Genomic DNA, 17,245 nt, shown 5'->3' with positions numbered 1-17,245 from the left:
CGCGTCGTCGCCGTCCCCGCACCTATCGACGGTCGCGGCCCGGACGTGAGGAACCGCGACCGCGGCATCGGGACCTCGGGCTCTTCCGCGCTGCACGGGCTCCGCGCCGGGCGCCGCGCCGCGCATGATCCCGGCGGGCGCCGCGCTGCGCGTGCTCCCCGGCGGGCGCCGATGCGGGGTGCCGCCGCGCGTCGGCGCCCGGCGCGCCCACGGGCGGGGCTACCCGGTGGCGCTGCCGGCGCAGCCCGGGGCGTCGGGCTGCTGCCGGCACGTGCCGGACACCAGGCGCGACGTGCGCTCCTCGACGTCGAGCGCGGGGCCCGTCACCGAGGTCTGCGCGGTGCCCGTGACGTCGCGCCACTGCGCGTCCCCGGCGACCCGGTAGCGGCCGGTCCACTGCGTCGTCAGCGTGATCGCGACGCGCCCGGGCTGCTCGTAGCGGTGCACGACGTCGAGCGCCGGGTACGGCCGGCCGGCGTCGCGCGTGGTGGTGCTGTGCCCGTCGCCCCAGTCGTACGTGAACTCCCGCGGGGTCGCCTCGACCGTCACCTCGTGGCCCAGCAGGTCGGTCGTCAGCGTCACCGGGCTCGGGTCGGTGTAGACGATGGTCTCGACGTTGACGAGCACCCAGTCGCCGTCGGGCTGCACGTGCAGCGTCGGGGCGGGCAGCGGCAGCCGCCGGAAGTCCTCGGCCGTCAGCACGGGGACCGCGGCGTCCGGCCCGACGCACGCGCCGTAGTCCTGCAGGCTCCACTCGCTCCACGCACCCGACGGGAGCACCCGCGACCGGGTCCACCGCGGCGCGCGCGGGGTCTGCCCCTCGTCGCACGACAACGCCCCCGGTGGTCCGAACCCGAAGCCGAGGCAATCAGCGCCCGTATCCGACGCAGCACGCTCCGCGTCCCCGCACACCCGCGCGAACCGCTGCTCCGTCTCGACCTCCGCCACGGCGCGGGGCGCGGAGGTCCGCCGCGCGCCCTGCGCGTCGGACCACGATCCCAGCAGGTCCATCGCGTCCCCGGCGGGCGATGTGCGCGCCATGCCGACGATGCTTCTGTGCTCGGGCGGCGGGGCCGTCGCCGACACGGGGGCAGCGGTGAGCGTGCCAAGCACCACGACCCCGAGCACCGTGCTGCCCGCGCGCCTCACGCCGTGATCTCCACCAGATCAAGAGCCTCGACCCGCCACCGGTCACCGAGCCACGCCATCGCGAAGATGAAGTCCACGGTGCCACCCTCGGACGTTCGCTGCCGGACCCCGTCGGGCGTCACCGTCTCGACGGCCCCCTGCTCGACCCGCAGGTGCACCCGGAACCACTCGCCCTCGCGGATCTCCGCGCTGTCGGTCATGACCACCCGCAAGGGGTCGCTCTCGGCGGTGAAGCCACCGTCCGTCATCGCCGCGACGTCCTCGCCGATCGACGCGCAGGTGACGCACCCCTCCGCCGACATCGCCAGCAGCGGCGCGGCGTCGCCGATCGAGTACGCGTAGTCGTACAGCGCGAGGAACTGCGTGCCGGCGGCGACGGCGCCCTCGGGTGTGGGTTCCGCGATGGCCGGGTCGGGCGTGGGGAACGCCATCGGCGTCGGGGTCGGTGCGGCCGTCGGGGTGCTCGTCGCCGTGGGGGTCGAGGTCGGCGTCGGCGTCGGTGAGCCCGAGCCGCCACCCGGCGTGCAGCCCGCGACGAGCAGCACCGTGCCGAGCACCGCGGTCGCTGCTGCCCCCCGCGCGGCTCGTCCTCGCCGCTCCGCCCGCACCCGCCGCGTCCTCGTCCCCTGCCGACCCATGGCGCAAGAACCTACCGATTCCGGACACCGCGCGGGCGCGGTCCGGCGCACCTGTGGACGACCACCGCGCCACCGGGCACGTGTGGGGGCGTCCCCAGCGGCGGGCGACCAACGCACGCACCGACGCCGCACGCACGAAGGCGGCAGGCACGGACGCCGCGGGCCGGGACACCGTGGTGTCCCGGCCCGCGGTGCGCTCAGCGCGTGAGCGAGGCCACGACCTCGTCGGCGCGGTCGTCGCGACCTGCTGCGCGCAGCATGTCGACGAGCATCGACGCGGCCGCGCCGCGCGGCTCGGTGGCGCGGGCGATGCCGAAGCCCTCGACGGCGGACTCGAGGTTCCAGATCGCGTCGTCGACGCCGCCCATCGCGTGGTGCAGGCGCCCGGCCAGCCAGAACGCGTGCGAGGCGTCGGCGACCGCGTCGACGGCCGCGTACGTCTCGGCGGCCCGCGACGCGCGCGCCGCGGCGTCGGCCGCGTGCTCGGGCCCCATGGACGCGAGCACGCGTGCCGCGGTGTCGTCGAGGTCGGCGCGGGCACGCCGGCGGGCGCGCGCGACCCGCTCGTCGAGCTCGGCGCCCGCGGCGTGCGCGGCGGCGTCGGCCGGGGCGGGCGCGTCGGCGTCGGGCGTCGGCTCGGCCAGGCCGTCCAGCAGGCCGTCGACGGCCTCGAGCAGCGCGGGCCCCGTGCCGGTGGTGACCGCGACGGGGCCCCACGCGACGACGACCGGCACGACGTCGGCCGGCGGCACGCCGCCGGCCCGCATGCGCGCGACCGCGCCGGGGTACGTCGCGGCGGCGCCGTCCTCGTCACCGGCCTCCTGCGCGCAGCGCGCGGCCTCGGCGGTCGCGAACCCGGACTCGGCCAGCCGGCCCGCGGCCTCCGCCTGGGCCGCCGCGTCGAGCCACGCACCCGCGGCGGACACGAGGTCCCCGTCCGCGACGAGACGCTCGGCGCGCTGCACGGCCGACTCCTCCGCCTCGGCGCCGTCGGCGGCGGACGCGGGGGCGGCAGGTGCGGCGGGCGCCGCCGCCACGGGGGCGCCGGACGGGCCGCCCGCGCGGATCACGTCGAGGTCGAGGCGCACGCCCGCCGGGCGGGTCGCGCGCGCCCGGGCGAGCAGCGTGGCGTACCGGTCGGTGCCGTTGCGCGCGTCGAACGCGCGCGCGAGCGTCTCGGCCTCCGCGTCCGCCCACGTGCGCAGCGACGCGACGTCCGTCGCGGGCACGCCGTCGAGCGTGACGGCCACGTCGGCGTGCTCGGGGAGCAGCGCGGACGTGCCGGCGACCACGTGCAGCAGGAAGATCAGGCGGTCCCGCGGCGTGTCGGCCTGCACGAGCAGGCGCTGGTCGACCACGAGCGCGCGCAGCGCGCGCGTCGGCTGACCGCCGCGCGCGAGCAGCTCGAACCGCTCGCCGCGCGCACCCGCCATGTCGGACTCGGCCTCGGCGAGCGCGGCGACCGCGCGGCGGTGCGCCGACGCGGCCTCCGCAGCTCGCCCCGCGTCGAGGTGGATCAGCGCGAGCGTCGACAGCATGTCGGCCGGCTCGGTCGCGCAGGTCTGCCCCGTCGCGAGGGTCTGCTCGATGAGGCGGCGCGCCTCCTCGGCGTCGCCGCGCTCGACGAGGTACGTCGCGCGGTCGCCCGGGTCGCAGACCTCGCACTGCGAGTACTCGTCGCGCGGCGTGCGCACCCACTCCTCGTAGAGCGCGTCGACGTCGGCCGAGCCGCGCGTGCGGGCCAGCGAGAACCGCTCGAACGCGACCGCGTCGCGGCCCAGGCCGGCGAGCGCGTAGCGCCGCTCCATGTCCTCGAGCGTCGCCTCGATCTGCGAGGCCGGGACGTTCGGGAAGTCCGACAGGTGCCCGACCATCCACTTGAACGTCCAGAACATGCCCTGGACGTCCATGTCGTCGAAGTGCTCGGGGTGCTGGTCGTACCAGCGCACGAGCTGCGTGAACGGCAGGTACGCCTTGTCCACCTCGCCGTTCCACACGAGCGACTCGACGAGCACCGACAGCGCGAACGCGCGCGCCTTGTCAGGCCCCTCGGCCTCGATGAGCCGCACCTGCTGCTCGGCGGCCTGCGTGCGCGCGGCGCCGTACGGCAGCGACCGCACCCTCGAGATCTCGCGGTTGGCCTCGTCGAGCGAGCGGGTCACACGTCCTCCTGGGTCTCGTCGGGCACGCGGGGCTCGGTGCGGGGACTCAGCCCCGCGTCGAGCAGCACGCCCATCGCGTCGTTCATGAGCTCGGCCTCGCGCACGCGCAGCGGCTCGCCGGCCAGCAGCACCGCCGTGACGTAGAGCGACCGCACGCCGGCCGCGAGCACGGGCGCGTCGGGTGCGGCGGTGAGCAGCCGCCGCACGGTGGGGTTCGCGTCGTTGAGCACGAGCCGGCGCGCGGGCGCGTCGTCGGTCGCGTCGGTGAGACCTGCGAGGACGCCGCCCCACAGGTCGTCCGCCTCGGCGACCGTGCGGCGCACGTCGCTGCGGTGCCGCCCCTCCCGGTCCTCCAGCAGGACCGCGGGCACCTCCTCGGGCTCGAAGCGGCGCACGACGAGGTCGCAGTCCAGCGGGCGCACGACCGCGTCGGCCGCGCGCACCTGGTCGAGGACCTCGAGCTCGCGGAGCGGCTCGAGCGGCTCGAGCACCTGCGCGACGTCCTGCGCGTTGAGCTCGCGCACGCGCCAGCCGGGCCGGCGCGCGAGGCGGGCCAGCAGGTCGGCGTCGTACACGTAGCCCGCGTTGACGACCGTCATGCCCTGCGCGCGGGCGACGGGAGCGACGCGGCGGAAGTCCTCGACGCGCGTCGTGTGCAGCACGTCGCCGTGGGACTCGCGGACGGCAGCGAGGGTCTGGGTGCCGTCCGTGGTCTCGAACGGGAGCACCTGCGCGGCGAGGTCGAGCACCTCGTCGTCGACGACCGCGAGCGAGCGCAGCGCGAGGTGGTGCGTCGCGACGACCTTGCGGCTCGTCGAGGACGGCGAGGTGAGCGTGGCGACGGTCCACGCGCGCACCTGGGCCGCGAGCGCCTCCTGCGCGGCCAGCAGCGTGTCGTCGGTGTAGAGCTGCTCGCGCGACGCGGTGGGGCGCAGCACGCCGGTGTCGACGACGCAGCGCACGAAGAAGGCCCAGTCGGGCAGCAGGTCCTCGACCTGCGTGCCGAGCAGCATGCGCTTGAGGTACACGCGGTGCCGCGACCCGGCGCCCGGCGGCACGGCCGTGGGCAGCACGAACGCGACGCCCGACAGGCCCGCGAGCGGGACCTCGAGGTCGATGTGCGCGAGCGGCGTGAACCCGAGCGTGCGCTCGCAGTACGCCGCGAGCGCCGCGGTGCGCTCGGCGTCGTCGCGGTACTGCGCGCGCCACGGCAGGACGGGCTCGCTCGTGCGGCGCCACGCGGTGCCCTGCGCACCGGGCAGCGGCACCTCGACCGCGACGTCGACGGGCAGCAGCGCGCCGAACTCCTCGGCGAGCGCGACGACCGTCTCGGCCGCGAGCCAGTGGTCGGTGTCGCGGCGCGCGCGCAGGCGCACCGTGCTGCCGGGCTCGACGGGCGCGTCGGCGGGCAGGACGGTCAGGTCGTACCGGCCGTCGGCGTAGCCGACCCAGCGCACGGGCGGCGCCTGCGGGTCGGTCGCCGAGCGCGACACGAGCTCGATCTCGTCCGCGACCATGAACGCGGACAGCAGGCCGATGCCGAACTGCCCGAGGAACTCCTCGCGGCCGAGCCCGAGGTCGAGGTCGCGCTTGGACGAGCGGCCGACGGTCGCGAGCAGCTCCTCGGCCTGCGCGGGCGTGAGCCCGACGCCCGTGTCGGTGACCTCGAGGGTGCCGTCGGGGCCCGGACGCAGCCGCACGGTGGCGGGTGCGTCCGGGTCGACGGCGCGGCGGGCCGTGATCGCGTCGACGCCGTTCTGCAGCAGCTCGCGCACGTAGACGCGGGGCCCCGAGTACAGGTGCCGTGCCAGCAGGTCGACGACGCCGCGCAGGTCGACCTGGAAGGCCCGGCCCGCCGCGGTGGACTGGTTCTCCACGGTCAGTTCTCGTCCATCTCCGCCCGGGCGGCCGCCGCCTCGGCGGGGTACTTCTCGTCCAGGTGCTCGAAGAGCTGCAGCCCGGTCGAGATCCCGCACGCGAGCTGCAGGTCGACCTGCGCGTCGCTCACGCCGTGCTCGTAGTCGACCGTGTGCTCGGCGTACACGCCGACCACGCCGTCCTCGGCGCGCACGTAGCCCTTGGGCCACAGCTTCGAGGCGTTCCACTCGTTGACGATCTCGGTGATCGCCTGGAGCTGGTCGAGCCCGACCTTGCGGTTCCAGCGGCCACGGGTCTGCAGGTACTCGCCGTTCTGACCCATGATGAAGAAGTAGAAGAGGTGGCCGTCCCAGTAGCCGCCGACGTCGCCGTCGTCGTCGATGCCGTAGCGCATGTCGCGCGCGTCGAGCGCGGCGGTCACGCGGTCGCGGCTGAGCGGGCCGAGCGCCGGCGGCGGCGGTGCGGACGTGTCCTTGGTGAAGAAGCCCATGATCTCCCCGGTCGGGTGGTGGTGGAACGGCAGGGCGGACCGGGACCCGTGGGCACCGGCTCGACCCGAGGGTCGAGCCTAGCCACCGCGTCCGACATGTCCGTTCGGCCGTCCGGGCGAATCGCCTGTGACTGACGGCCATGACGCGGTGAGCGGTGTGGTCGACCTCACGCGTCGAGGTCGAACGCGAGCACGAGCGCACGCGCCAGGTCGCGCTCCTGGTCGGGAAGCAGGTATCCGACGACACGGCCGAGCGCGCTCGCGGGCACCGTCTGGACGTTGTCGCAGCTCACCACGCACGCGTGGTCGAGCCCGTTGGCGCGTCCGAGCGGCACCTCGGTCGAGAGGCCGCGCACCGTCGAGGTGATCGGCGCGACCGTGACGCTCGTCAGGTGCGGCCGGACCAGCTCCCGCGTCAGCACCAGCACGGGCCGCGCCTTGTCGAGCTGCGCGACGTGGATCGGGCGCATCAGTCGATCGAGGGCAGCGACTGCCGACGTGCCCACGCCGCGAGCGCGTCGAGGTCGTGCGCACCGGCCGCGTCGCCCGTCAGCAGCGCGGCGTCGCGCGCGGCGAGCTCGCGCCGCAGGTGCCGCTCCAGCGCGTCCTCGACCACGGACGCCCGGCTGCGGGCTCGACCCGCGGCGACGAGGGAGTCGAGGGCCTCGACGAGCCCGTCGTCGAGGCGCACGGTGATCTGGATGGTCATGCCGCGATGGTATCGACTTCGGGATTCGTCACGCATCCCGGACCGGGTCTCGGCGTCAGCCGCGCAGCACCAGCACCTGCCGCGGCGGCAGCACGAGCTGCTCGCCCGCGGCGACGGTCCGCCCGGTGAGCAGGTCGACGCCCGCGACCTGGGACGTCACGGTGCGCGGCGCGTCGCCGTGGTGCAGCACGAACGCGAGACGCGTGCCGTCGGGCGCGACGCGGTGCGCGACCTCGACGCCCTCGTCGTCGGCGTGCGGGCCGAGCAGCCCGTGCCCGGCGACGACGTGCCGCAGCACGCGCGCGAGGCCCGCGTCGTCCAGCCCGGTCGCGACGTGCCACGCGGAGCCCGCGCCGCGCCGCGCGCGCGTCACGGCCGCGCGGCCCGCGTAGAAGTCGGCGCCGTAGGTGCCGACCACCTCGGTGCCGTCCTCCGGCACGAGCAGCTCGAACACGAGCGTCGCGTCGTGCGTCGTCGTCACGCCGTCCAGCGTGAGCGTCACGGGGTTCGCGGCGCCGGGCACGCCCGAGTCGGTCTCCTCGACGCGCGCGCCCACGAGCGCGTCGAGCGGCGGCGACCCGAGGAAGGCGTTGGTGGACGCGTCGACCCGCCCGCCGTAGAACGTCGTCACGAGCGAGCCGCCGCGCTCGACGAACGCCGTCAGCCGCTGCGCGACGTCGCCCTTCAGCACGTGGAGCAGGGGTGCGACGACCACGTCGTACGCCGCGAGGTCGGCCGTGACCGGGACGACGTCGACGTCGACGTTCGCGTCCCACAGCGCGCGGTGGTGCGCCAGCAGCGTCTGCAGGTAGGACACGTGCCGGTTGTAGCCGTCGGTCATCTCGACCGCCCACCACGAGTCCCAGTCGAGCAGCAGCGCGACGCGGGCGGGCGTGCGCGCGCCGAGCAGCGTCGACCCCGTCGTCGCGAGCGCCGCGCCGAGGTCCGCGGCCTCGCGGAACACGCGCGTGTCGGTGCGGCCCGAGTGGTCGAGCAGCGCCCCGTGGTACTTCTCGCACGCGCCCCGCGACTGGCGCATCTGGAAGTACAGGGTCGCGTCGGCGCCGTGCGCGACCGACTGCCACGTCCACAGCGCGAGCACGCCGGGCCGCTTGACGGGGTTGACGTCGCGCGACGCCGTGATCGACGGCGTCTGCTCCATGACCCAGAACGGCTGACCGCCCTTGAGGCCGCGCATCGCGGCGTGCGTCGCAGCCATGCGCGCGGCCGTGCGCAGCGGGTCGTCGGGCAGCGGCGGGTAGTTGTCCCACGACACGAAGTCGAGGTCGTCGGCCCAGCGGTGGTAGTCGACCGGCTGGTAGAAGCCCATGAGGTTGGTCGTCACGGGCGTCGTCGCGTCGTGCTCGCGGATCGCGGCCTTCTCGGCGACGAAGCCCTCGCGCAGGCGGTCAGACATGTAGCGCCGGTAGTCGAGCGTGATGCCCTGGAACGCCGTGTGGTTCGGCCCGCGCCAGTGCTCCGACAGCATCGACGGCGGCACGACCTCCTCCCAGTCCCCGAAGACGTGCGACCAGAACAGGGCGTTCCACGCGTCGTTGAGCCGCTCGAGCGTGCCGTACCGCGCGCGCAGCCACTCCCGGAAGCCCGCCGCGCACAGGTCGCAGTAGCACGCGCCGCCGTACTCGTTGCCGACGTGCCACGCGACGACCGCGGGGTGGTCGCCGTACCGCTCGGCGAGGCGCGCGGCCATCGCGACCGACAGCCGCCGGAACGCGGGCGACGACGGGCAGTGGTTGTGCCGCTGCCCGTAGACGTGGCGGCGACCCTCGAGGTCGACGCGGCACGCGTCGGGGTACGCACGCGCGAGCCACGGCGGCATCGCGCCGCTCGGCGTCGCGAGCACGACCTGCCGCCCCTCGGCGTGCACGCGCTCGACGATCGCGTCGAGCCGCGTGAAGTCGTAGCGGTCCTCGGCGGGCTGCGTGTGCGCCCACGCGAACACGCCGACCGTGAGGGTCGTGACGTGCGCGAGGTCGAACGCGGCGTGGTCCTCGTCCCACACGGGCGCGGGCCACTGCTCGGGGTTGTAGTCGCCGCCGTAGCGGACGTGGTCGCCTGCGGGCAGGGTCACGGGACACCTCGCGGTGGGGTGGGGACGGACGGGGGACGGCCGGGCCGTCGGGGCACGGCCCGTGGGAAAGGGGCCGGTCAGGCCGTGAAGCGCGCGGTCGCGTCGCGGACCACGGGCTCGGTGGTGGTCGTCGCGGCCAGCGCGAGCAGACCCGCGAGCAGCACGAGCACCCAGTCGGACGTGTACAGCACGACCCCCGTGCACAGCACGAGCAGCGACAGCACGCCGAGGGTGACGAGCGGCCGGGCCGCGAGGTAGTACGACGCGAGGCGCGCGACGTCGCGCGTGCGCAGGCTCAGGTGCGACGACAGCGCGAGCGCGAGCACCGCCCACAGCAGCGTCGCGACGGCCAGGACCACGAGCGCGACGCCGTACGCACCGGGCACGCCGGCCGCCTCACGGTTCGCGAGCGAGAAGCCGATCACCGCCTGCACCGCCACGAACGGCACCCACCAGCGCAGCACGTCGACCGCGTTGACGCGGTACCCGCGCCAGAAGTGCCGCCCGGGGTGCAGGTCGCGCTCGGCGAGGAACCGCCGCCACGCGAACATCGCGGCCGCCAGCGCGGGCCCGAGCGGCAGGGCGAGCAGCGCGACGATCCACACGTTGGCGGCGTCGGCGGCGAGGAACGGCACGAGCGCGAGCGGCACACCGCCCGTGAGCGCCACGAGCACGCTGATCGTCAGGACCCAGAGCACGACGGCGGCACCCCGCGAGAGCGGGCCGGAGCCGACCTCGTCGAGCGGGTCGCTGCGCTGCGTCATCGTCGTCATGCTCGCACGCGCTCGTGCGCCGCGACGAGCCGGTCGTCGTCGACGCCCAGGATGCGGCGGTCGTCGAGCCCCTCGTGGTGCGTGGGCGTCACGGGCGTCAGCTCGACGAACGTCACCTCGTGGCGCGCCAGCGCGAGGTCGAGGTCGACGCGGCCGTCGTGCGCGCGCAGCACGTCGTGCTCGACGGCGGGCGCCGCACACGTGCGCAGCAGGTCGAGCTCGCGCGACGTCGGCGACATCGGACGCCCGAGCTCGCGCCACGCGGCGAACGCGTTGCCGTCGTGCTCGTTGACGCGCTCGCGCAGCGCGAACGCGACGTCGCCGCGCACGGGCAGCGACAGCTCGACGCGGTGCTCGGCCGCGGCGTCGCCGCCCTCGGTGCCGCCCACGGGCTGCCACGCGAGCACGGTGACGCGCCCGTCGGGGTCGGCGCACACGAGGTGGTCGTCGCCGCGGGCCAGCACGTCGCGTCCCATGCGCGCCATGAACGCGTACAGGTGGTAGGTCGGCTTGGGCACCTGCCGGTGCGTGAGCATGCCGAACCCGCCGTGGAAGAACGACGTCGGCACGTTCGTCTCCTCGAAGACGTCGCAGAACGTCCAGTACGAGAACGAGTCGACGAGGTCGCCGCCGCCCGCGAGCACGGGTGCCAGGTAGGCCGCGTTGTACGCGGTGTCGTGGATCGGGTTGTCGGGCCGGTACGAGGTGTTGAACTCGGTGATGTGCACCGGCAGGCCCGCGAGGGCCGTGCCCTCGAGGTAGCGGCGCGGCACGTCGAACTCGCCGAGCAGCCACGCCGGCGGCTGCAGCGTCTGGTAGGTGCCGAACGGGATCTCCTGCGTCGGGCCGGTCGCGTACGCGTGCCGGCTGACGAAGTCGATCGGCACGTCGCGGCTCGTCACGAAGTCGGCGAACGGCGCCCACCACGCGTCGTCCGAGCCGCCGCAGATGGCGGGGCCGCCGACCTGCAGCTCGGCGTCGACGTCCTTGACCGCGCGGGCCGTGGCCTCGAACAGCCGGAAGTAGGCCGCCTGGTCGGCGTCCTTCCAGAACCCCGCGAGGTTCGGCTCGTTCCAGACCTCGACCGGCCAGCGCCGGACCTCCTCGATCCCGTAGCGGTCGATCTGGTGCCGCAGCAGCGCCTGCACGAGCGCGACCCACTCGGCGTGGTCGCGCGGCGGCGTCACGTTGCCCTTCCACCAGAACACGGTCTGGTCGCCCGACGCGAGCTGCGAGGGCATGAACCCGAGCTCGAGGAACGGCCGGATCCCGACCTCCAGGAAGAAGTCGTGCACCTGGTCGACGTACGTGAACGCGTACCGCGTGTGCGTGCACCCGTCGACCTCGTCGGTGCGCAGCAGGCCCATGTCGTCCGACAGCAGGCCGTGCCCGCGGATGTGCCGGAAGCCGATGTCACGCTGCACCTGCGCGAGCGAGTCGCGGTAGTCCGCGCGCAGCGCGAGGTTCATGCGCCCGGTGCCGACGCACTCGCGCCAGGACGTGGGCAGGGGGCCGGACGGCTGGGACGGGACGACGGTGCGCACGGTGCTCCAAGGACGGGTCGGGGCGTGCCGGGGTGGTGCGGGGGTGCGGGACCCTGCCGGGCCCCGATGAGCGACGGCCGGGTCGCCCTCCGGTGCGGAGGGCGACCCGGCCGTCACCGGTCAGCCGTTCTTCTCGGCGAAGCGCTCCTGCGCGCCGTTCACGACGTCGAGGTACTGCTGCATGTTCTTGCCCTCGAGCTCCTTGACGTAGGCGTCCCACTCGTCCAGCGAGCGCTGGCCCAGGATGAACGCGGCCGTGTTCTGCCAGACGTGGTCCTTGAGGGCCGTCTGCCACAGCGAGACCTGCTCGCGCTCGAGCTCGTTGAGCGGGGCCGGCGGCGAGACGGGCGCGAGCTCCTTGTCCGACATCGACGAGACGAAGTCGACGACCTCGGGCCGCAGCATCGACTGGTCGAGCTCGTCGGACGAGCCGTGCTCGAGCATCCAGACGCCGTTGTGGTAGCCGTAGTCGACGTTGAGCTTCTTGGGCGCGCCCGGGTTGAGGTCGTTCTGGTCGATCTCCGGCATGAGCGTGCGCTTGCCGTCGGCGTCCTTGGTGTACGTCTCGCCCTCGACGCCCCACTTGGAGAACTCGAGGCCCTCGTCGGAGTAGAACAGCCAGTCGAGGTACTGCAGCATCGCCTTGAGGTGGTCGGAGTCCTTGACCTTCGACGACAGCATCGCGCCGCTCACGAGGCGTCCGCCGGCGACGTAGTCACCCGCGGGACCGGCCGGCACGCGGATCATCGTGACCTCGCCGGGCGTGCCCAGCTCGGTGAACGCGGTGCGGACCTTGAGGATCTCCTGGTCGTTGGTGAGCTGCGCGAACGTCTGGCCCGACGCGATCTTCTGCTGCGCCTGGTCGTCGTCCTGCGTGAGGCTCTCGGGGTCGAGCAGGCCGTCCTCGACGAGCCCGTGGAAGTACTCGAGCAGGTCGCGGTACTCGTCCATCGCACCGGCGTAGACGAACTCCTCGGCGTCGGCGTCCCAGTAGGTGCCCTCGCCGAAGCCCCAGCCGGCCGCGGTGCCGAAGTTCGGGGCCGCGATGTTGAGCGTCGCCTCGATCGGGCCGTTGGCCGACCAGCGGTCGGACATCGGGAACTTGTCGGGGTACGCCTCCTTGACCTTCGCGAGGTCGGCCGCGAAGTCGTCGAACGTCTCGGGCTCCAGGCTCAGGCCGAGCTGCTCCCAGACGTCCTTGCGCACGGCGAACGTGTACATCGGGCGGACCGACTCACGCAGGCCGGGCAGCAGGTAGAACTTGCCGTCCTCCTGGCGCATCCGGTCGACGTCGTCCTGCAGGTCCCACTTCTCGACCTTGTCCTTGAAGTTCGGCATGTAGTCGATGTAGTCGCTGACCGGCAGGATCGCGCCGCCGGCGACGAACTGCACCTCCTGGCCCGGGTGCGTCACCGAGATGATGTCGGGCGCGTTGCCGGCGCCGATGGCGACCGACTTGGCCTGGTCCCAGTCCGACAGCGGACGCGACGTGATGTCGAAGGAGACGTTCTGGTTCTCCTTGAACTTCGTGAGGATGTCCCAGTCGTCCTTGAGCGGGTAGTTCGGGTGGTCGCGGTACATCAGGCCGAACGTCACCGGCTCCGTCGCCTTGAACGTCGTCCCGACCGCGAAGTCCTCCATCGCGCCGACCGAGCCGATGTCCTCGGCGGACGGCTTGTCGCCGTCCCCGCCGTCGCCACCGCTGCCGCAGGCCGCCAGCGCCAGCGCGAGGGTCGCGGCGGTCGCGGCGTACGCCACCGACCGCTTCTTGGTGGTCCTCATGGTTCTCCTTCCGGGGGAACGTCGTCGTCCGGATCCGTGGAAGTGGCACCGCGACCCCGGCGGGGCGCGGGTGGGGCGATCAGGTCACTGCTTGACCGAGCCGAGCATCACGCCCGACACGAAGTACCTCTGGATGAACGGGTACAGGCACACGATCGGCAGGACGGTGAGGAGCATCGTCACCGCCTTGACGTTGGCGGCGATCTGCGTCGCCTCGGAGGACCCGGCCGCGCCGTCGACGCTCGTGGCGCCCGCGATGAGGTTCCGCAGGTAGACGGTCACCGGGTACAGCTCGCGGTGGTCCATGTAGAGGAACGCGGCGAACCACGAGTTCCAGAACGCGACCGCGTAGAACAGCACCATCGTCGCGATGACCGCCTTGCTCAGCGGCAGGACGATGCGCCAGAGCTTGCCGTACGTGCTCAGGCCGTCGATCTCGGCGGCCTCCTCGAGCTCGGTCGAGAAGTTCTCGAAGAACGACTTCATGACCAGGAGGTTGAACACGCTGATCGCGTTGGGCAGCGCGATGGCCCACACGGTGTTGCGCAGGCCCAGCTCGTTGACCAGCACGTAGTTGGGGATCAGGCCGCCGTTGAAGAACATGGTGAACACGGCGATGCCGATGAACACCTTGCGCCCCTTGAGGCGGTACTTCGAGATCGCGTACGCGTACGTGGTGGTGAGGACCATCGCGACGAGCGTCGCGACGACCGTGTAGTAGACCGTGTTCTGGTAGTTGCGCCAGAACATCGAGTCGCTCATGACGAGGTCGAACGTCGTGAGGTTGAAGCCGCGCGGCCAGATCGTGACCTGCCCCGAGTTGATGTACGACTCGGAGCTGAACGCCTGCGCGGCCAGGTTCGCGAACGGGTAGAGCGTGATCGCCGCGATGAGGACGAGGAGCGTCGCGTTGACGACGCGGAACGCGGTGTAGGCCCGCGTCTCCTTGACCGCCCGGACGGTCGGCTTCGACAGCTTCTTGTCGAGGCGCGTGACGTTGTCGACGGTCACCACAGGGAGGCTCCCACCACTCGGCGCGAGATCGCGTTGGCCGACAGGACGAGGGTGAGGCCGATGAGCGCCTCGAACAGGCCGATGGCCGTGGCGTAGGAGAACTGGCTGGACCCGATGCCGACGCGGTACAGGTACGTCGCGATGACGTCCGCGGTCGGGTAGAGCAGGGGGTTGTACAGCAGCAGGATCTTCTCGAACCCGACGGCCATGAACGTGCCGATGTTGAGGATCAGCAGGACGACCATGGTGGGCCGGATGCCGGGCAGCGTGACGTGCCACGTCTGGCGCCACCGGTTGGCGCCGTCGATGCGCGCGGCCTCGTAGAGCTGCGGGTCGATGGTCGACAGCGCGGCGAGGTAGAGGATCGTGCCCCAGCCGACGGTCTGCCAGATCTCGGAGCTGATGTAGATGGTGCGGAACCACTCGGGCAGCTGCATGAACCCGATCGCGTCGCCGCCGATCGCGGTGATGACCTGGTTGACCGTGCCGCGCATGGCCGTGAGCTGGAACACCAGGCCGGCGACGATGACGATCGACATGAAGTGCGGCAGGTACGAGATCGTCTGGATGACCCGCTTGAACCGCTGCGAGCGGAGCTCGTTGAGCATGAGCGCCAGCACGATCGGCAGCGGGAAGATGATGACGAGGCTGAGGACGCCCAGCACCAGGGTGTTCTGGAAGACGTTCCAGAACGTGGGGTCGTTGATGAACATCCGCACGTAGTGCAGACCGACCCACTCCTCGCCGAAGATCGAGCCGCCCGGCCGGAACCGGCGGAACGCGATCACGTTGCCGAGCATCGGCACGTAGCGGAAGACCAGGAAGAACACGAGCGGGAGGACCAGCAGCGAGTACAGCTGCCAGTCCCGGCGCAGCGCGCGCCCCCACGTGACGTGACCCTCGCGGCGCCTGCGGGCCGCGCGGTCGCGCGGGCCCGACGGGCCGGCGCCCTGCGCGACCGGTGCGGCGGCGCGCTGCGTGCGATCCACCGTCGTCTGCGCGGCGACCGTGCCGTCGACGGTCACTCCGTCCTGCGTGGACATGGCTTCACCACCCTTCGCGGGTGAGGAGCACCCCGGGGGTGGTGGTGCTCGTCAGGTGCGGGACGTGGTCGTGCGGCGGCGTCCCGGCGTCCGCCGGCCCCGTCTCGTGCTGCTCCGCCTGCATCGGTTCTCCACGCCCTCGTGGTCGAAACGTGTCGGCGGCCCATTCCGCCGAACGTGAGGGCTGCCACGTTAGGCAAACGTTTGCGGTGCCGTCAACCTCCGTGGCCGAACCGAGACCGGACGGGTGTCCGGGACAGCCTCCGGCGGCGCCCCGGACGTCCCACGACGGCCGCGCACCGGCGCCGAGCGGCCCTGTCGGACGCTCCCCCGGGCACGCTCCCGGGTGCTACCGTGCCCTCGAAACTTGCGGACACATCACGGGCACCCGACGACGACGTCACCACCCGCAGTCAGGCGAGCCCGGCCGGAGGAGGCCCCGTGACCACGTCGACCGACGGACGACGCACCGTCACCATCGCCGAGATCGCGACGCTCGCGGGGGTCTCCGTGCCGACGGTCTCCAAGGTGCTCAACGGCCGCGCGGACGTGGCCGCGGCCACGCGGGCCCGCGTCGAGGCGATCCTCGAGGAGCACAGCTACCGCCGGCGCCGCGGGCGCGGCTCGGGCGACCCGAGCCTCATCGACCTGGTGTTCCACCACATCGACAACGCGTGGGCCCAGGAGGTCATCAAGGGCGTCGAGGACGCCGCGGCGGCGCGCCGCGTGGGCGTCGTGCTGTCCGAGCTCGGCGGTGCGCACCGCCCGCCGCAGGACCTCATCGACGACATCCTCGCGCGCCGCCCGCTCGGCGTGCTGCTCGTGCTCTCGACGCTCGACGCGACGCAGCGCCACCAGCTCGAGTCGCGCTCCATCCCGTTCGTGGTCGTCGACACGTTCGGCGAGCCGCCGGCCGGCGTGCCCACCGTGGGGTCCAACAACTGGAACGGCGGTCTCATCGCGACCCGCCACCTGCTCGCGCTCGGGCACCGGCGCATCGGCGTCATCGCCGGGCCTCCGGACGTGCTGTGCTCGCGCGCCCGCGTCGACGGCTACCGCAGCGCGCTCGCCGAGGCCGGCGTCGAGGCCGACCCCGAGCTGGTGCGCTGGGGCGACTTCCACGTCACGGGCGGGTACGAGCACGGCCTGCGGCTGCTGCAGCGCGCCGACCGCCCCACCGCGATCTTCGCGGGCTCCGACTACCAGTGCCTCGGCGTCATGCGCGCCGTGCGCGAGCTGGGCCTGTCGATCCCCGAGGACGTCTCGGTCGTGGGCTACGACGACATCCCGCTCGCGCAGTGGCTCGGGCCGTCGCTCACGACCGTGCGCCAGCCGCTGCGCGAGATGGCCGGCACCGCGACGCAGATGGTGCTGAGCCTGGCCGCCGGCGAGCGCCCGGCGAACCTGCGGATCGACCTGGCCACCGAGCTCGTCGTCCGGGAGTCCACGGCCCCGGCGCCCGCCTGACGGCCCTCCCCGCACCGCCGCGGCGGGTCAGCCCACCGCGACCGTCGGCTCGCCCGGGCGCACCACGACCTGCCGGCGCTCGGCGCCCTCGCGCACGTCGACGACGACGCGGCGCTCCGCCGCGAGCACGGCCCGCACGACGCGCCCGTCCCGCCACGCGAGGTCCACGAGCCGCAGCCCGCCGCGCAGCCGCAGCCCGCGGACGCGTCCGGACGGCCACGCGGCGGGCAGCGCGGGCAGCAGGTGCACCTCGCGCACGCCGTCCGGACCGCGGCGGTGCGCCTGCACGAGCACCTCGGCGAGGCCCGCCGTGAACCCGAGGTTCCCGTCGATCTGGAACGGCGGGTGCGCGCACAGCAGCGAGCGGTAGACCCCGCCGCGCTCCGCCGCGGGCGCGGCGGCCGGCGGCAGGTCGGCCGGGTCCGCGTCGACCGGGTGCAGGAACGCCGTGACCAGCGCGGTCACCCCGTCGGGGTCGCGCAGGCGGGCGCGCAGCGCGAGCCG

Annotated in this window: 15 protein-coding genes; 1 reads left to right on the top strand and 14 read right to left on the bottom strand. The window is 73.6% G+C overall.

The window, feature by feature from the left end:
* Positions 1–219: 219 nt before the first annotated feature.
* The 13 genes from CS2_RS04470 to CS2_RS04410 form a co-directional block, all read right to left on the bottom strand.
* The gene (locus tag CS2_RS04470) at positions 220–1,149 is read right to left on the bottom strand and encodes a hypothetical protein (protein ID WP_233421065.1); all 930 of its coding nucleotides are present in this window, start codon (positions 1,147–1,149) and stop codon (positions 220–222) included.
* Complete coding sequence (locus tag CS2_RS04465) at positions 1,146–1,706, bottom strand: DUF6318 family protein (protein WP_070319052.1); 561 nt, start codon at positions 1,704–1,706, stop codon at positions 1,146–1,148. The genes CS2_RS04470 and CS2_RS04465 overlap by 4 nt, the downstream gene beginning before the upstream one ends.
* Before the next feature lie 278 nt (positions 1,707–1,984).
* The gene (locus tag CS2_RS04460) at positions 1,985–3,949 is read right to left on the bottom strand and encodes a rhodanese-like domain-containing protein (protein ID WP_070319051.1); all 1,965 of its coding nucleotides are present in this window, start codon (positions 3,947–3,949) and stop codon (positions 1,985–1,987) included.
* Positions 3,946–5,826, bottom strand: coding sequence for an HSP90 family protein (locus tag CS2_RS04455; RefSeq protein WP_070319050.1), 1,881 nt, complete (start codon positions 5,824–5,826; stop codon positions 3,946–3,948). The genes CS2_RS04460 and CS2_RS04455 overlap by 4 nt, the downstream gene beginning before the upstream one ends.
* A 2-nt stretch (positions 5,827–5,828) precedes the next feature.
* On the bottom strand, positions 5,829–6,317 hold the full coding sequence (locus CS2_RS04450; RefSeq protein ID WP_046529230.1) for a type III secretion system chaperone family protein: 489 nt from the start codon (positions 6,315–6,317) through the stop codon (positions 5,829–5,831).
* Positions 6,318–6,484: 167 nt separating this feature from the next.
* Positions 6,485–6,787, bottom strand: coding sequence for a type II toxin-antitoxin system PemK/MazF family toxin (locus CS2_RS04445; protein WP_070319049.1), 303 nt, complete (start codon positions 6,785–6,787; stop codon positions 6,485–6,487).
* On the bottom strand, positions 6,787–7,026 hold the full coding sequence (locus CS2_RS04440) for a ribbon-helix-helix domain-containing protein (protein ID WP_052748303.1): 240 nt from the start codon (positions 7,024–7,026) through the stop codon (positions 6,787–6,789). The genes CS2_RS04445 and CS2_RS04440 overlap by 1 nt, the downstream gene beginning before the upstream one ends.
* A gap of 55 nt (positions 7,027–7,081) precedes the next feature.
* Positions 7,082–9,118 (bottom strand): beta-galactosidase, encoded by a 2,037-nt coding sequence (locus CS2_RS04435; protein ID WP_070319048.1) that lies wholly within the window; start codon positions 9,116–9,118, stop codon positions 7,082–7,084.
* A 77-nt stretch (positions 9,119–9,195) separates the two neighbouring features.
* The gene (locus tag CS2_RS04430; protein ID WP_046530812.1) at positions 9,196–9,882 is read right to left on the bottom strand and encodes a hypothetical protein; all 687 of its coding nucleotides are present in this window, start codon (positions 9,880–9,882) and stop codon (positions 9,196–9,198) included.
* 5 nt (positions 9,883–9,887) lie between these two features.
* The gene (locus tag CS2_RS04425) at positions 9,888–11,435 is read right to left on the bottom strand and encodes a GH39 family glycosyl hydrolase (protein ID WP_070319047.1); all 1,548 of its coding nucleotides are present in this window, start codon (positions 11,433–11,435) and stop codon (positions 9,888–9,890) included.
* A 120-nt stretch (positions 11,436–11,555) separates the two neighbouring features.
* Positions 11,556–13,217, bottom strand: a complete 1,662-nt coding sequence (locus tag CS2_RS04420; protein WP_070319046.1) for an ABC transporter substrate-binding protein — start codon at positions 13,215–13,217, stop codon at positions 11,556–11,558.
* An 84-nt stretch (positions 13,218–13,301) separates the two neighbouring features.
* Positions 13,302–14,231 (bottom strand): carbohydrate ABC transporter permease, encoded by a 930-nt coding sequence (locus CS2_RS04415; protein WP_201775263.1) that lies wholly within the window; start codon positions 14,229–14,231, stop codon positions 13,302–13,304.
* Positions 14,225–15,274 (bottom strand): ABC transporter permease, encoded by a 1,050-nt coding sequence (locus tag CS2_RS04410; RefSeq protein WP_233421064.1) that lies wholly within the window; start codon positions 15,272–15,274, stop codon positions 14,225–14,227. Before CS2_RS04410 ends, CS2_RS04415 begins: the two co-directional genes overlap by 7 nt.
* 441 nt (positions 15,275–15,715) lie before the next feature.
* Between CS2_RS04410 and CS2_RS04405 the strand changes: the two genes are divergently transcribed.
* The gene (locus CS2_RS04405; RefSeq protein WP_070319045.1) at positions 15,716–16,741 is read left to right on the top strand and encodes a LacI family DNA-binding transcriptional regulator; all 1,026 of its coding nucleotides are present in this window, start codon (positions 15,716–15,718) and stop codon (positions 16,739–16,741) included.
* 27 nt (positions 16,742–16,768) lie between these two features.
* On the opposite strand, the gene CS2_RS19015 is transcribed toward CS2_RS04405, so the two are convergent.
* Positions 16,769–17,245 (bottom strand): glycoside hydrolase family 95-like protein (locus CS2_RS19015; protein ID WP_369691418.1); only part of this gene is annotated, 477 nt, incomplete at its 5' end.

The organism is Cellulomonas iranensis NBRC 101100 = JCM 18110 (genome assembly GCF_001552375.1).
Lineage (GTDB): Bacteria > Actinomycetota > Actinomycetes > Actinomycetales > Cellulomonadaceae > Cellulomonas > Cellulomonas iranensis.
The sequence above is the reverse complement of the archived record's forward strand: the minus strand, read 5'-3'. Positions and strand labels throughout refer to the sequence as shown.

Coding starts and splice junctions, on each gene's coding strand:
- CS2_RS04450 (WP_046529230.1), bottom strand. CDS start 6,317: ATGGGCTTCTTCACCAAGGACACGTCCGCACCGCCGCCGCCGGCGCTC.
- CS2_RS04445 (WP_070319049.1), bottom strand. CDS start 6,787: ATGCGCCCGATCCACGTCGCGCAGCTCGACAAGGCGCGGCCCGTGCTG.
- CS2_RS04440 (WP_052748303.1), bottom strand. CDS start 7,026: ATGACCATCCAGATCACCGTGCGCCTCGACGACGGGCTCGTCGAGGCC.
- CS2_RS04430 (WP_046530812.1), bottom strand. CDS start 9,882: ATGACGCAGCGCAGCGACCCGCTCGACGAGGTCGGCTCCGGCCCGCTC.
- CS2_RS04420 (WP_070319046.1), bottom strand. CDS start 13,217: ATGAGGACCACCAAGAAGCGGTCGGTGGCGTACGCCGCGACCGCCGCG.
- CS2_RS04410 (WP_233421064.1), bottom strand. CDS start 15,274: ATGTCCACGCAGGACGGAGTGACCGTCGACGGCACGGTCGCCGCGCAG.